The 14,047-nt window shown below is 72.0% G+C and carries 10 protein-coding genes and 1 pseudogene; 3 read left to right on the forward strand and 8 right to left on the reverse strand.

What is annotated here, in order from left to right; genetic code table 11:
- Window positions 1-85 precede the first annotated feature (85 nt).
- The 4 genes from AB0L75_RS02435 to AB0L75_RS02450 all read right to left on the reverse strand — a co-directional run bounded on the left by AB0L75_RS02435 (window position 86) and on the right by AB0L75_RS02450 (window position 4,413).
- On the reverse strand, window positions 86-409 hold the full coding sequence (locus AB0L75_RS02435; RefSeq protein ID WP_365174198.1) for a hypothetical protein: 324 nt from the start codon (window positions 407-409) through the stop codon (window positions 86-88).
- 1,115 nt (window positions 410-1,524) lie between these two features.
- On the reverse strand, window positions 1,525-2,160 hold the full coding sequence (locus AB0L75_RS02440; RefSeq protein ID WP_365174201.1) for a DsbA family protein: 636 nt from the start codon (window positions 2,158-2,160) through the stop codon (window positions 1,525-1,527).
- 150 nt (window positions 2,161-2,310) lie between these two features.
- Complete coding sequence (locus AB0L75_RS02445; protein WP_365174204.1) at window positions 2,311-3,318, reverse strand: 2-dehydropantoate 2-reductase N-terminal domain-containing protein; 1,008 nt, start codon at window positions 3,316-3,318, stop codon at window positions 2,311-2,313.
- Between the two features lie 543 nt (window positions 3,319-3,861).
- Window positions 3,862-4,413: a DUF1697 domain-containing protein gene (locus AB0L75_RS02450; protein WP_365174207.1), complete on the reverse strand. Its 552-nt coding sequence runs from the start codon at window positions 4,411-4,413 to the stop codon at window positions 3,862-3,864.
- Between the two features lie 422 nt (window positions 4,414-4,835).
- Here AB0L75_RS02450 and AB0L75_RS02455 point away from each other — a divergent pair, with 422 nt between their 5' ends.
- Window positions 4,836-7,088, forward strand: coding sequence for an MMPL family transporter (locus tag AB0L75_RS02455; protein ID WP_365174209.1), 2,253 nt, complete (start codon window positions 4,836-4,838; stop codon window positions 7,086-7,088).
- A gap of 117 nt (window positions 7,089-7,205) precedes the next feature.
- On the opposite strand, the pseudogene mgt reads toward AB0L75_RS02455, so the two are convergent.
- Window positions 7,206-8,445: pseudogene (mgt, locus tag AB0L75_RS02460) on the reverse strand (macrolide-inactivating glycosyltransferase).
- A 90-nt stretch (window positions 8,446-8,535) separates the two neighbouring features.
- On the opposite strand from mgt, the gene AB0L75_RS02465 reads away from it, so the two are divergent.
- Window positions 8,536-9,324 carry an MBL fold metallo-hydrolase gene (locus AB0L75_RS02465; protein ID WP_365174211.1) on the forward strand — a complete coding sequence of 263 codons (789 nt, stop codon included), beginning with the start codon at window positions 8,536-8,538 and terminating at the stop codon, window positions 9,322-9,324.
- Window positions 9,325-9,611: 287 nt separating this feature from the next.
- Complete coding sequence (locus AB0L75_RS02470; protein WP_365174213.1) at window positions 9,612-10,475, forward strand: aminoglycoside phosphotransferase family protein; 864 nt, start codon at window positions 9,612-9,614, stop codon at window positions 10,473-10,475.
- Between the two features lie 52 nt (window positions 10,476-10,527).
- On the opposite strand, the gene AB0L75_RS02475 is transcribed toward AB0L75_RS02470, so the two are convergent.
- The 3 genes from AB0L75_RS02475 to AB0L75_RS02485 all read right to left on the reverse strand — a co-directional run bounded on the left by AB0L75_RS02475 (window position 10,528) and on the right by AB0L75_RS02485 (window position 14,031).
- The gene (locus AB0L75_RS02475; protein WP_365174215.1) at window positions 10,528-11,253 is read right to left on the reverse strand and encodes a 3'-5' exonuclease; all 726 of its coding nucleotides are present in this window, start codon (window positions 11,251-11,253) and stop codon (window positions 10,528-10,530) included.
- A 103-nt stretch (window positions 11,254-11,356) separates the two neighbouring features.
- Window positions 11,357-12,595 (reverse strand): SAV2148 family HEPN domain-containing protein, encoded by a 1,239-nt coding sequence (locus AB0L75_RS02480; RefSeq protein ID WP_365174218.1) that lies wholly within the window; start codon window positions 12,593-12,595, stop codon window positions 11,357-11,359.
- Window positions 12,596-12,711: 116 nt separating this feature from the next.
- Window positions 12,712-14,031, reverse strand: a complete 1,320-nt coding sequence (locus AB0L75_RS02485) for a copper amine oxidase (protein ID WP_365174220.1) — start codon at window positions 14,029-14,031, stop codon at window positions 12,712-12,714.
- Between the last annotated feature and the right edge of the window lie 16 nt (window positions 14,032-14,047).

Here is a 14,047-nt window from a genome sequence, read left to right on the forward strand (position 1 = left end):
CGGGCCGACCAGGAACGCGGGCATGCACCGTGGCCGCCCGGGGCTTGCTGCGGGCGGAGCCCCGTGGCGGCGGGGCTCCGGTGGGTCACAGGTCGAATGCGTGGGTGAGCTGGCGGGTGAAGGTGAGGCTGCCGGTCCCGGCCCCCGCCGCGATGGCGATGTTGTCCAGCGCGGTGCGGATCCGGCCCCGGTTGGGCGGCAGACCGTCCTCGGCGGACAGTGCCAGCTCCGCCTGGATGGTCTCCCCGTATCCGGCGATCCCCGGGTACTCGGCTCGCAGCGCCTGGGTGAGCCGGTCGGCGACGGCCATCAGGGTCGGGAGGTCCGGTGTGCCGTTCTTGAAGTCGATGGGCCGGAAGTCACCGTAGTTGGCCGGGCCGCCCGTGTTTCCGAAGTTGTAGGTGCTCATGTCCTGTCCTCGCTAGTGGGCCCAAGGAGCCTGCGGGTGTGGGGGGTTGGCTGTGGCTGCGGCACGGGCGGCCGGGATCCCGGGGCCCGGTCCGCGCGGGTGCGCGGGTGCTCTTCGGGGTCCGGGCTCCCGCTTGCCGCCCATGGGGATCAGGTCCCGGCTGCCGAAGGCGCCGGGACCCCTGACGTTACCGATGTCGCGGGTCCGCGTGCTGAGGGTCCGGACCGCCTCGGCGCAGGGTCCGGCGCCGTTCCGGGGCCTCGCGTGTGCGCCCAACTCCCGGACCGGGCAGGGCGGCTGGAGATTCGCCCGAGGGTCCGGGGCGACGTCCGACGTCCGCGCGCCCGGGCAGGCGCCCTGCGCCCGCGGACCGGCGTGCGCCGCCTCGGGGACGCGATACGCCTGGCTGCCGAGGCCGTGGGGCGCCCCCTTGGCCGTGGCGCCGCTGCCGGCGTGTGCCTCGGTGCGGGCTACCTCGCCGGGGCGGGGCCGGACGTCGGCGCGTGGAAGCCGCGACCCTGCCCCGACGGCTGGTTCCACCGGGGGCGCGGGCCGCCCGGCCGTACCGGACGAGGGGGCGGCGACAACACCGCCGAGTGGGCTGAAAATCGTCACCCATTCGGGTGAGCGGTGCCCGTTGACCGGGGTCCGGAGGCCGACGAGGAGCACGAACGGCACGCGCGTTCCGAGGCGGCCGGACCGGCGGTCGAAGGCCCCGAGACGGTGCGCGGCCACGCGCGCGTGCCGGGCGCGGGCGGTTGTGGAGCGGATACCCAGGCTCGGCCGTCCGAGGAGATCCGGACGAGGCGCCCCGGGCTGTCCGTGCCCAGGGCAGCGCGGCAGTGCCGGTGCTGGTTTGCCCGTCATGTTCATCCGCCCCCTCTCCGGCCGTCAGCGCGGTTCACCCTAGGGACGCTCCCCTGGGTTTGTCGCGAAGTTCGGTGAGCGGTGGTCTCGGGGGCCGGACGCGTGGTAGAGGGCCGTCGCGGTCCGGCGCTCCCCTGTGACGTCGGACCGCGGCGGCTCTTCGTTCTGCGCCGCTCGCGGCCCCTGTGTCACACGATCCGCGCACGCTCCGCACGTGAGGGGCGTTTATCAGCCAATGTGACGCCTGGTCAGTCGAAGCGCAGTCCGCCGGTGCGGGTGCGCTTGAGTTCGAAGAGGTCGGGGTGGCGGGCCAGCACCCGGAAACTGTCGAAGAGTTCGGCCGCCTCCACGCCGCGCGGAACAGCGCGCAACACCGGGCCGAACCACACCGTGCCGTCGACGTGCAGGGTCGGCGTACCCACATAGCCGCCCGACTCCGGCTCGGTGCCGGCCGCGTGGCTGCGGCGCAGCGCGGCGTCGTACGACGGGTCGTGGGCGGCGGCCGACAGGTCGGCGGGCAGCCCGAGTTCGGCCAGCGACTCGATGATCACCTGGTCGAAGTCCTTGATCTCGCGTTCGTGGATCCGGGTGCCGAACGCGGTGTAGAGGTCGCGCAGCACCGCCTCGCCGTTCCGTTCGGCGGCGGCCACCGCGACCCGCACCGGGCCGATCGAGCGGTCCACCAAGTCCCGGTACCAGTCGGGGAGTTCGTTGCCGTCGTTGTGCAGGTACAGGCTCATCACCCGGAACCGGAGGTCGAGCGGGCGCAGGCGCTCGACCTCCAGCAGCCAGCGGGAGGTGATCCAGGCGAAGGGGCAGGCCGGGTCGAAGAAGAAGTCGACGCGGGTCGGGGCGGGCTCGGCGGCGGTGTCGCGGTACGTCATGACAGCGACGCTAGTCGCCCAGCGGGCCGATGTCCCGGCCCAATCCGATCCAGGTTCACTGGTCCACTTCGTCAGGCCGGCCGGCTCCCGAGTGCCGGAGGTCAGACCACCGCCAGTGCCGGAGGATCGGACCACCTTGGTCCCGGAAGATCAGACCACCGCCTCGTCCGCCAGCCGCACCAGTTCCCCGACCGGCAACGACCCGGCGGCCCGGCGCTCTCGCGCGAACCGGTTGGCGAGCCGCTGCAGCAGTGCGTTCAGCGGGGTCGGTACGCCGTGCAGCCGGCCGAGGAGGACGATCTCCCCGTTGAGATAGTCGGCCTCGATGGTGCCGGTGCCCCGGTGGAGGGACTGCCAGGAGGAACCGCCGCCGCGCGGGGCCCCGTCCAGCGGCCGCAGGGTGACCTTGTCGCCGCGGGCCGCACGCTGTTCCCCGGCGCTCGCGTACGCGATGCCGGCCGCGTCGAGCACCGCCTCGCCTTCGGCCCGTACGCGCGCGAGCAGGGCGTGCGCCGCCTCGTCGGCGGCGGGCCCGCACACCGCTTCGAAGGCGGTGCCGAGGTTCCAGATGAGCTTGGCGTACTGCCAGCGGGCGATGTCCGGCACGACCGGTGCCTCGAAGTGGGCGGCTTCCAGGTCGGCGGAGATCCGGCGGGCGGTGTCGTCGGTGCCGTGCGGTATACGGCCGAGGTGCAGGATGCCGGTGAGCGGGCTGCCCGCGGCGGAGACGGCGCCGGGCTCCACGAAGGTCGAGGGCAGCCAGACGCAGACGCCGTACACCTGCCGGAAGCGGCGCAGCGCGAGGCGGGTGCCCTCCAGGCCGTTCTGCAGGCAGACGAGCGGCAGTCGTTCGGCTGCCGTACCACCGCCCGCGACGGGCGCCTGTGCCCAGGTGTCCAGGGTGGCCACGGTGTCCTGTGTCTTCACGGCGAGGACGAGGACGTCGTCGGCGCGCAGTTCGCCGAGCGGGCCGGGCCCGTCGACGGCGGGCAGCCGGTAGGTCAACTCGCCTTCCGGCACCCGCAGTCGAAGCCCGTGTTCCCCGAGTGCCGCCAGATGCCGGCCGCGTGCCACGAGGACGACCTCTCGTCCGGCCTGGGCCAGCCGCCCGCCGACGGTCCCGCCGACAGCTCCGGCCCCGATGATGATGTAGCGCATGGACCAGAGCCTCGCACACGCGTACGTGACCCGGCCGCCGGTATCGAGCGACGCGCGTGCCCGGCCTTGTCATTGGCCGAGGGCGCGGGTGTGGATGTGGGTGTGGGTGTGGTTGCCCCTGGGGCAAGGGGAAGCGTGCGGGGCATGGACGACTTCTCTCCGCGGCAGACGCCGTACAGCGATCCCGGCGACCTGGACGCGACCGCCCTCCCGCGCGATCCGCGTCGGCAACGATCCGACGGCTCATGGCGGTTGGCCGACCCGCAGGTCCATGACGACCGCTGCGGCGTGCCGTTCGACCCGCTGACGACGTGCCGAGGGACCAGTTCCTCGTCGCCGGGCAGGCGTGGCGGGCCTGCCCGGCCGGGCAGGCGGATCCGGGCACCTTCGGTGTCTGGTTCGAGCCGGGCCTGCGGGCCTGCCGCTGATGGCCCACGGCGTCGTACTCGATCTGGCGGCGGTGTCCGGTACCGAGCCGCTGCCTTGGGACTGCTGGGGGCGCTGGGACGCGCAGCAGCCGCACCTTTCTCGGGCAGCGGACCGTCAGGCTCCCGGAGCCGTCAACTCGACCAGTCTGACGACGGTGTTCCAGTTCCGGCTGGTGGCGATCAGGCCCTTGGTCAGGCGCGGACGGGAAAGCGCCTCGGCGAGCTTGGAGCGGCCGAGGCCGTCCGGGGCGTAGAGGTACAGGCAGCGGTCGCCGAGGCGGAACTCCTCGGGGAGATGGGCGGCCTGGTCGATGTCCGCGTAGCGGTCCGGGGTGACGGGCGCGGAGAAGTAGGTGACGTGCAGCTGCTTGGGCTCCAGGTCGGCGGCCGGGAACGGACAGGCCTCGGCGACCGCCGCGAGGTAGGCGTGGTCGCGTACGAGCACGTCGACCGGGAAGCCGAAGCGCTCCTCGATCGCCCGGGCCAGCTCCGCCGCCAGCGACTCCTCGTCACCGTGGCCGGCGGTGAAGACGGCCTGGCCGCTCTGCAGATAGGTCTGTACGCCGGTGTGGCCGAGGCTGGTCAGCAGGGTGCGGAGGTCGGCCATGGGCACCTTCTTGCTGCCGCCGACGTTGATTCCGCGCAACAGCGCCGCGTAGGTCGTCATCCGGCCACCCTAGAACGGCCGTCGTGCCCCGTGGGGGCGGGCACGACGGCCGGGCCCGCGCAGGGCGGGACTGCGCGAAACTCTCGCCGATGTGCGGGTGTCGGATCAACCTCTACACGCACCTGTGACTTGTTCAACAAAGCTTTGTAATCACAAACCGCCGCGCCGGCCGCAGAACGGACAACCCATGTCCCCCGTGCGCGAGTCCATGGTCGAGCCAGGGTGCGTGAACCCCGAGACGCGTCCCCGTGAAGGGCGGATAGGTGTAAGGGGCCGCTGTCCTCCCCAGGGGTGACGGACGGTCCGCCGAGTTCACCGGGCAGCACGACGAGCGATGTTTATCCAGCTCATACGGTCGAGGTGGAGAAAGCGCAGAGGAGGCGGCAGGGGGCCGCCACCGCACACAAGGGGGAAAGCCCGTCATGGGGAATACGGACGTGCGCGTGCGGGGTCTGGCCGCCCGCGCCGGCGGCTGGAGCGCCCGGCATCGCTGGGCGGCCGTCGGCATATGGGTGCTGTTCGTCGCTCTCGCCATGGGACTCGGCTCGGCCGCGGGCCGGGTCAACGTGGACGAGAAGGACCAGCTCAAGGGCGAGACGCACACCGCCGCGCGGATCACCGACGACGCGGGCATCAAGGAGCCGGCCGGGGAGACCGTCCTGATCCAGGCCAAGGACGGCGGCGTCACGGCCACGAGCGGCGAGTTCCGCGCCGCCGTCGCCGACGTCGTCAAGGCCGTCGAGGGCACCGGCGAGGTCACGGGCGTGACCTCGCCGTACGACAGCCACGCCGTCTCCCGGGACGGCCGCAGCGCGCTGGTGCAGTTCGACATGCGCGGAGACGCGGACACCGCCTTCAACCGGGTCCGGCCGGTGATGGACGCCGTGGCCGGGGCCCAGAAGGCGCATGGCGCGCTGCGGATCGAGGAGATCGGCGGCGCCAGCATGACCAAGCAGTACAAGGACGCCTTCGGCAACGACTTCCAGCAGGCCGAGTACTCGGCGGTTCCGGTGGCCCTCGGCATCCTGCTGATCGCCTTCGGCGCGCTGGTGGCCGCCCTGCTGCCGGTGGCCCTCGCGATCACCGCCATCATGGCGACGATGGGCCTGATGGGCCTCGTCAGCCATGTGCAGGCGATGAGCGACACCGCCAACTCCGTGATGCTGCTGGTCGGTATGGCGGTCGGCGTCGACTACTGCCTGTTCTACCTGCGCCGGGAGCGCGAGGAACGGCAGGCCGGGCGGGACGCGGGCACCGCCCTCAGGATCGCCGCCGCCACCAGCGGCCGCGCGGTCATCGTCTCCGGTGTCACCGTGTGCGTGGCGATGGCGGGCATGCTGTTCACCGGTCTCGCCACGTTCGAGGCGATGGGTCTGGCCTCGATGATGGTGGTGGCCGTCGCCATGGTCGGGTCGGTGACGGTGCTGCCGGCACTGCTGTCGCTGCTGGGCGAGCGGGTCGAGAAGGGCCGGATCCCGTTCCTGGGCCGGCGCAGGCGCCGGCACGGCGCGAACGACGGCAGCCGGTTCTGGAGTGCCGTGCTGCGGGGCGTGCTGGCCAGGCCGCTGGTCTCCGTGGTCGTGGCGGTCGGCGCACTGCTGGCGGTGGCCGCGCCCGCGCTGGGCATGAAGACGCAGCAGCTCACGCTGGACCAGGAGTTCGGCAACTCGCTGCCGATGGTGCAGACGTACGACCACCTGAACGAGGCGTTCCCGGGCGGCTCCGAGCCGGCCCAGGTCGTCGTCAAGGCCAAGGACATCAACGCGCCCGAGGTGCGTCGGGCGCTGGCGGACTTCCGGAAGCTGGCGGTCTCCTCGGGTGCCTCGCGCGGCCCGGTCGACGTCAAGCTGCACGCGGCGCAGAACGTCGCGGTGGTCTCGGTGCCGCTGGTCGGCGGCTCCGACATGGACCAGGCCGTCAAGAGCCTGGACAAGCTGCGCGACGAGGTCCGGCCGGCCACCCTCGGCAAGGTCGAGGGCGTCGAGGCGCCGGTCTCCGGACAGGTCGCAGGCAGCCACGACTTCAACGACCAGTTGCTCGGCTCCGTCGTCCCGGTCTTCGCGTTCGTGGTCGTCTTCGCCTTCCTGCTGATGCTCCTGTCGTTCCGCTCGCTGACCGTCGCGATCACATCGATCCTGCTCAACCTGCTCTCGGTGGCCGCCGCCTACGGCGTCCTCGTCGCCGTCTTCCAGCACGGGTGGGGTGCCACGCTGGTGGGCGCGGAGGGCGTCGGCGCGATCGTGACCTGGCTGCCGCTGTTCCTCTTCGTGATCCTGTTCGGCCTGTCCATGGACTACCACGTGTTCGTCGTCTCCCGGATCCGCGAGGCCCGGATGCGCGGCCGCACGACGAGGGACGCCATCCAGCACGGTGTGGTCACCACGGCCGGTGTCGTGACCAGCGCCGCGGTCATCATGGTCGCGGTGTTCGCGATCTTCGGCACGCTGTCGATGCAGTCGATGAAGCAGATGGGCGTGGGCCTGGCCGCGGCGGTCCTCATCGACGCGACGGTCATCCGCGGTGTGCTGCTGCCGGCCGTGATGGCGCTGCTCGGCGAGCGCAACTGGTATCTGCCGAAGTGGCTGCACCGGCTGCCCGACCTCACCCACGACGAGGGGCCGGAGGCGGTTGTCCCGCAGCCCGCGCACGAGGAGGGCGAGCGGCTGCCGGTCTGATCCCGCGCCGACCGCCGGGGCGCGGGAGGAGGTGCGCGGCTGCGGGGGCGTGGGGGCTGCTGGACGCAGCTCCCACGCCCCCGAGGAGTCGGCGTGCCGCCGCCGTCGAGGGCGCCGCTACTCCCCCGCGGGCCCCGGCAGTTCGGCCTCGATGAGGTCTGCCGCCCGAAGCGTTCCACCCTCCTCGGCCATGTCCGCCTGGACGTCCTTCAGGCGACGCGCCACGTCCGGGTCGTCCACCAGGGCGAGGGCGGCCGCACGGATCCGGTCGGCGGTGGCCTCCTCGGTGTCGAGGCGCTGTGCGACACCGATGCCCTGGAGCATGTCGGCGTTGCCGAACTGGTCGACGGCCTGCGGTACGGCGATCATCGGGGTGGCGGTGGCCAGCCCCTCCTGGCTGCCGCCGGCGCCCGCGTGCGTGACGAACAGGTCGGCCTGCCGCAGGATCGCCAACTGCGGGACCCAGCGGTGCACTTCGACATTGCCGGGCAGGTCGCCCAGCTCGGCGGGGTCCACATGCCGGCCGATCTGGAGGACCAGGTGCCAGCCGGGCAGCTCCCCGAAGGCGCGGACGCACTCACGGTAGAAACCGGGCTGCTTGGTGAACGCCGAGCCCAGGGAGACCAGCACGACCTTCTCTGCGCCGGCGGGCCGCTGCCAGTCGCCCTGGTCGGCGCGGTCGCCCTGGCAGGCGCCGACGAAGGTGTGGACGCGTGCGTCGACCCGGTCGGCGTGCGGCTGCAGGGCCTTCGGGATGAGGACGATCGAGCGCGACGGGCCGACGAAGGAGTCCGGGTGCGCGGTGATCCCGTTCTCGGTCAGCCAGGCCTCGAACCGGGCGTAGTACGCCTGCCCGCGCGGGGTCCTCCTCGGCTCGGCCCACAGCGGTTCGAGCACCTCGTCCTCGTACCCGTGCCAGGCGACGAGGTTCGGGGAGAGGGAGATCGCCGGGACACCCCAGCGATGGGCGAGGACACGGGCCGGATAAGAGGCGATGTCGTGCAGCACGAGGTCGGGTTCGTCGTCGGCGTAGGCCTCGGCGAGCTGCGGGAGCGCCTGGATCGCGTCCGCGAGGAACGGCTCCACGTTGTCCAGCAGCGTGCTCCCCCAGGCCTCCGGGTCGGCGTCGGGTCCGGGCAGTGTCGTGGTGTAGGGCACGGGCCGGGCCCCGGTGGCGGCCACCTTCTCGGCGAACGCCGGCGGGATGGCGTACGTGACCCGGTGCCCCCGGGCGACGAGTTCGCGGATCACCTCCAGGCTGGGGTTCACATGGCCGTGCGCGGCGATGGAGAACATGGCGATATGGGCGGGAGCGGTCATGCACCACACCGTAGGCGAGACGAGACGTCTCGTTCAAAGCGTTTTCTTCGGCCCTCCGGTGGCGGGACGGCCGAAGGCCCAGTACGACAGAAGACGGAGTCCGCCCGGCAGAAAGGGACGCTTCGCCGTGGAGACACGCATCGACGAGATCGCGGAGGGCATCCACCGCATCTCGACCCATGTGCCCGACATCGCCCCGCCCGCGGGGTTCACCTTCAACCAGTTCCTCGTCGCGGCCGAGGAGCCGCTGCTCTTCCACACCGGGATGAAGGCGCTGTTTCCGGTGGTGTCCGAGGCGATCGAGCGGGTGGTGCCGGTGGAGCGGCTGCGCTGGATCACCTTCGGGCATGTCGAGGCGGACGAGTGCGGCGCCATGAACGAGTTCCTCGCGGCCGCCCCGCACGCCGAGGTCGCCCACAACACGCTCGGCTGTCTGGTGTCCCTCAACGACCAGGCCGCCCGACCGCCCCGGCCGATGGACGACGGCGAGATGCTGGACCTCGGCGGCAGCCTGGTGCGCCGGGTGGTGCGCAACATCAACACCCCGCACGTACCGCACAATTGGGAGGCGCGGCTGCTCTACGAGGAGAACACCCGAACCCTGTTCTGCGGCGACCTGTTCACCCATCTGGGCAACGGCCCCGCGATCACCGGTGACGACCTGGTCGAACCCGCGCTGCGGGCCGAGGAGTTGTTCCGCCAGACGTCCTGCCTCACCGCGCTCACGACCACCTTGCGCGCTCTGGCCGAGCTGCGGCCGGCCCGCCTCGCGGTGATGCACGGCTCGTCGTACGACGGCGACTGCGCGGCCGCGATGACCGACCTCGCCGACGCCCTGGAGGAGCGGTTCGCTCCGGAGCGGGACTTCGTCGGCCGGCCGAGCGTGCTCCAGGCGCCGCACCCCGGGCTGGAGTGAGGCGCTCAGCGCTTGCCGCCCTGCTCCAGGCGTCCGCGCAGCCCGCAGCCCGGGGAGGCCGATTGCGCCGCTGTAGTACTCCTGAAGGCCGGGGTGGCGCCGCAGTCGGCGGAGACCGAAAGGATTTACGGGCCGACGCTCGTCAAGGGACCGTACGCACCGCCCGACCTGTACGAATGCGAGACTGGCCGGAGGGACCCGACCGCGACCGGCACACACGCGGCATCCGCACGGGGCCGGGTCCGCGTAGGGCACGGGACGGGACGACAGCGCGGCACGGAGGCACGATGGACGAGGCACGGGCACGGGACGTACTGGCCACAGCGGGAGTGCTGCCCGGCCGGGCCCGGGACGCGGCTCTCCTCGCCCTCGGCGAGAACGCGGTGTTCGCCGCCGGTGATCTGGTGGTGAAAGTGGGCCGCGACGCCGAGCTGCTGCAACGGGCCCGGCGCGAGCTGGACATCGCCGGCTGGCTGGCCGAGGCGGGCGTGCCGGCCGTACGGGCGGCCGAGCCGAAGCCGCGGTTGGTCGAGGGCCATCCGGTGACGGTGTGGCACCGGCTGCCCGAGCCCGTGCGGCCCGCCGAGCCGCGGGACCTGGCGCGGCTGCTGAAGGTCGTGCACGCACTTCCCTCTCCTTCCTTCGCTTTGCCGCCCCGCGAGCTGCTGGGCGGTGTGGAGCGCTGGCTGCGGCTCGCGGGCGATGCGGTCGACGCCGAGGACGCGGCCTATCTGCGGGCGCGGCGGGACGGTTTCGCGGCGGCCGCGGCCGCGCTGACGCCCCAGCTGCCGCCGGGCCCGATCCATGGCGACGCGCTGCCCCGCAATGTGCACATCGGGCCGGACGGGCCGGTCCTCGTCGACCTGGAGACCTTCTCGGCCGACCTGCGCGAGCACGACCTGGTGGTCATGGCCCTCTCCCGGGACCGGTACGGGCTGCCCGCCGAGGCGTACGACTCCTTCACCGAGGCGTACGGGTGGGATGTGCGGGAGTGGGAGGGGTGCGGCGTGCTCCGTGGGGCTCGGGAGACGGCCAGTTGCGCCTGGGTGGCCCAGCATGCGCCGACCAACCCGAAGGCATTGGCCGAGTTCCGAAGGCGGGTGGGCTCACTGCGGGACGGGGACGAGACGGTGCGGTGGTATCCCTTCTGAGGGTGCCGTCACCACACGCCCCGACGCACCCCGCCCGACAACGGCCGGCGGTCTACGCGGGCTGGCTCTCGGTCAGCTCCCGCAGGGGCCACGCCCCGTCGACCACCGCTTCCGTGTCCCCCTTGCGGCGCAGGAACGCCTGGAAGTCCGCCGCCCACTGCGCGTACCACCCGATCTGTCTCCGGTGCAGGTCGGCCGGGCCCAGGGACGCGATCTTGGGGTGGCGGTCGGCTATCGCGGAGGCGAGACGCGCCGCGGCGAGGGCGTCGGCGGGCGCGGTGTGGGCCGCGTCGAGGACTATGCCGTACTCGGCGCAGACCGCTTCCAGGTTCCGCTTGCCGCGGCGGTAGCGGTCGACCCAGCGGTCGATGGTGTAGGGGTCGATGACCGGGGCGGGCGGAGCGCCGCCCAGGCGGTCGGCGAGGGACGGCAGGGCGTGACGGCGCAGTTCGGCGGAGAGCAGGGTGAGGTCGAAGGCGGCGTTGTAGGCGACGACCGGGACGCCCGTCTTCCAGTACCCCACCAGGACGTCGGCGATGGAGTCGGCCACCCGGTCGGCCGGGTGGCCCTCGGCCGTCGCCCGTTCGTTGCTGATGCCGTGCACGGCCACCGCGTCGGCCGGGATCTCCACGCCCGGATCGGCCAGCCATTCCTTGCGGCCCATGGGCTCACCGGCCCTGACCTCGATCACCGCGCCGGTGACGATGCGCGCCTCGCGCGGATCGGTCCCCGTCGTCTCCAGGTCGAAGCCGATCAGCAGCTCCCGGTGCCAGCCCATGGCGGCCCCCCCCTTCTTGGTGGTGCTTTCCCCCAGTGGCCTCCACCCTCGCACGCGGCACTGACAATCCGAGGATCGCGTTCCGCTTACCGCGGTGGACGATTCAGGACACTGGGCGCGAATCCGCCCACGTCAGCTCGAATTCCTCGCGGTATGTCGGAAAGAGTCCCGCTTCGCCCACATCTTCCGACTTGACCAGCTTGCTGCCGTTGCGCAGCACCAGCACCGGCGACTCCATCCCGCGCGCCCCACGCAGATAGGACTGCACCACGCCGATGCCGTCGGCGCCGTCGCCGTCCACCAGGTAGGCGGTGAAGCGCGGTGTCTCGTCGTAGACCTGGATCTCGAAGGCGCCCGGGTCGCGCAGCCGGGAGCGGACGCGGCGCATGTGCAGGATGTTCATCTCGACGGACCGGCTCAGTTCGCCCCGTTTCATCCCGAGTTCGCGCTCGCGGCGCTTGACCGAGCTGGAGGCGGGGTTGAGGAAGAGCAGCCGCACCCGGCAGCCGGACTCGGCGAGCCGGAGCAGCCGGCGGCCGGAGAAGTTCTGCACGAGCAGGTTGAGGCCGATGCCGATGGCGTCCAGGCGGCGGGCGGAGCCGAAGATGTCCTCGGCAGGGAACTGGCGCAGCAGCCGCACGCGGTCCGGGTGGACGGCGACGACGTCGGCGTACCGGTCGCCGACCAGGTCCTCGACCGCGTCCACGGGCAGCCGGCGCGCGGAGGGCACGTCACCGCCCGCGCCGAGCATCTCCAGCAGCCGGGCCGAGGCCCGCTCGGCCTGGCTGAGGACGGCCTCGGACAGCGCCCGGTTGCGGGAGACGACGTTGCGGGTCACCTCCAGCTCGTCCAGGGCGAGTTCCAGGTCACGGCGCTCGTCGAAGTACGGCTCGAAGCAGGGCCAGTGCTGCACCATCAGTTCGCGCAGCTGGGGCAGGGTGAGGAAGCTGAGCACGTTGTCGTCGGCCGGATCGAGCAAGTAGCCCTTGCGGCGGCTCACTTCCCGCACGGCGACCGCGCGCTGCACCCACTCCTGACCGGCCGGACCGGCCGCGGCGACCACCCAGTCGTCCCCGTGGACGGGCTCGTAGATGGGACGCAGTACGGCGGCCACGACCGCACGCAGCCGCTGCTCGACGAGGTTCAGCCAGATGTAGGCCCGGCCGGCCCGCTGGGCGCGGGTGTGCACCTCGCGCCAGGCGTCGGCGTCCCAGTCCAGCTCAGGCCCGATGGATCCCGCGTCCATCGGCCTGGCCAGGGACACCGCGCCGGGCGGGACGTCTGTGGAGTTCCCCTCGTGACCGTCGTCACCAGGGGGCAGCTCCAGCCCTCCCGAGCCCACCCGTGCACCGCCTTCCGGCCCCCCGGGCCTTTCCCGTCCCAACGATCAAGGAAGGGTACTCCGCGAGGGGTCGGCGGTGCAGCCGGATGGACAGGTCGGTTTCTCAACTGCTTTCCTCAACTGCGGGGCTCCCAATGGCCGTTCTGCCACGTCAGGTCACTCGGAGTGAGCGGATTCATAGCGGTGACGTCCCGTGGGGTGATGGCGAAGCCCTGCCAGTGCACCGGCATGGGCTGCTGGTCCTCGTCCCGCGCGATGTGGTGGAAGCCGACGTTCATCCAGATCACCGGGTGGGTCAGGGTCTGTCCGCCGACCCACTTGTCGACGGAGGTGGGGTGTCCGCGGCCGCACCCGGGGTTGTTGCTGGCGAACAGTTCGCACGGGGTGTACTCGGTGACGTAGAGGTCGTGCTCGGTGAAGGTGCGGCCGAGGTACTTGGTGGTGGGGCCGGGGACGACCTCGTACGAACGGGCGTGCCCGTCCTTGTTCCTGCCGGTCGCGCTGACCACCCGCCACCAGCGGTAGGTCCTGAGGTCACCGGCGAGTTCCTTGGTGACCTGGGTGCGGGTGGTCCTGGTGGTGGGGCCTTCCTGCCCTCCGGTGCGCGGGCCGACGGCCGAGTCGTACTGCTCGGCCTTCGCCCCGGACGAGCCGTCGAGGCCGAAGTCCAGCCGCCAGAAGACGTTGTGGCTGTGGCTGGTGGCATAGGCCTTGGCGCCCTTGCCGATGGGCCAGCCGCGTCCGTCGCCGGAGTCGTAGTCCTCCCAGGACAGGCTTCCGGTCGCGCCGACGTTCATGCCGATCGTTCCGTCGTCCTGGAACCGCCACTCGGTGATGTACTCGTACCAGCCGACCTGGTTGACGGTGTAGACGAGGAAGTCCTTGCCCTGGGCCTGGTAGACCTTGTCCGCGCCGAGGTCGTGCATGCGGTAGGCGTGGCCGCGCGCGCGGGTGGTCGTGCACAGTCCGGCCACATTCGGGTGGGCCGGGTCCACGGCATCGGGGACCTTGACGGTCTTGATGGTGCCGCCAGGGCATTCGGCGGGCGACAGGCTCATCAGCGACTGGGCGAAGTCCTCGCCGGTCAGGTCGTCGTACTCGTGCTTGCCGTCGTCGTAGGGGACATGGATCTGGGCGAGTCCGGCGCTGTTCAGGACCCTGATCGGCTTCGGTTCGCCCTTGGGCTGGTAGCTGATCCTCTCCAGGACGAGACCGGCCTTGCTGTCGTAGTGCCAGCACATGCGCCAGGTCGTGCCGGTGGAGAGCTTCTGTTCGATGCGGTGGGCGGCGCCGCAGTCAGGTGCGGGCGCGGCGGCGGACGCTCTCGGGCGGGCGGCGGCCGGGCCGGCGGCGGTCGTCGCGCCGGCGGCCAGCGCGGCCACGGTCAGTCCGGCGGCCACTGCCCTGCGGGTACGCCGGATTCCGTACTCGGGCATGACGAAGGGGCTCCTT

Origin of the sequence: Streptomyces sp. NPDC052101 (assembly GCF_040680235.1) — a bacterium.
Taxonomy (GTDB): domain Bacteria; phylum Actinomycetota; class Actinomycetes; order Streptomycetales; family Streptomycetaceae; genus Streptomyces.

What these genes read in the sequence shown, in the direction of transcription:
- AB0L75_RS02435 (WP_365174198.1), bottom strand. Translation starts at nt 409, where the DNA reads ATGAGCACCTACAACTTCGGAAACACGGGCGGCCCGGCCAACTACGGT.
- AB0L75_RS02440 (WP_365174201.1), bottom strand. Translation starts at nt 2,160, where the DNA reads ATGACGTACCGCGACACCGCCGCCGAGCCCGCCCCGACCCGCGTCGAC.
- AB0L75_RS02445 (WP_365174204.1), bottom strand. Translation starts at nt 3,318, where the DNA reads ATGCGCTACATCATCATCGGGGCCGGAGCTGTCGGCGGGACCGTCGGC.
- AB0L75_RS02450 (WP_365174207.1), bottom strand. Translation starts at nt 4,413, where the DNA reads ATGACGACCTACGCGGCGCTGTTGCGCGGAATCAACGTCGGCGGCAGC.
- AB0L75_RS02455 (WP_365174209.1), top strand. Translation starts at nt 4,836, where the DNA reads ATGGGGAATACGGACGTGCGCGTGCGGGGTCTGGCCGCCCGCGCCGGC.
- AB0L75_RS02470 (WP_365174213.1), top strand. Translation starts at nt 9,612, where the DNA reads ATGGACGAGGCACGGGCACGGGACGTACTGGCCACAGCGGGAGTGCTG.
- AB0L75_RS02475 (WP_365174215.1), bottom strand. Translation starts at nt 11,253, where the DNA reads ATGGGCTGGCACCGGGAGCTGCTGATCGGCTTCGACCTGGAGACGACG.
- AB0L75_RS02485 (WP_365174220.1), bottom strand. Translation starts at nt 14,031, where the DNA reads ATGCCCGAGTACGGAATCCGGCGTACCCGCAGGGCAGTGGCCGCCGGA.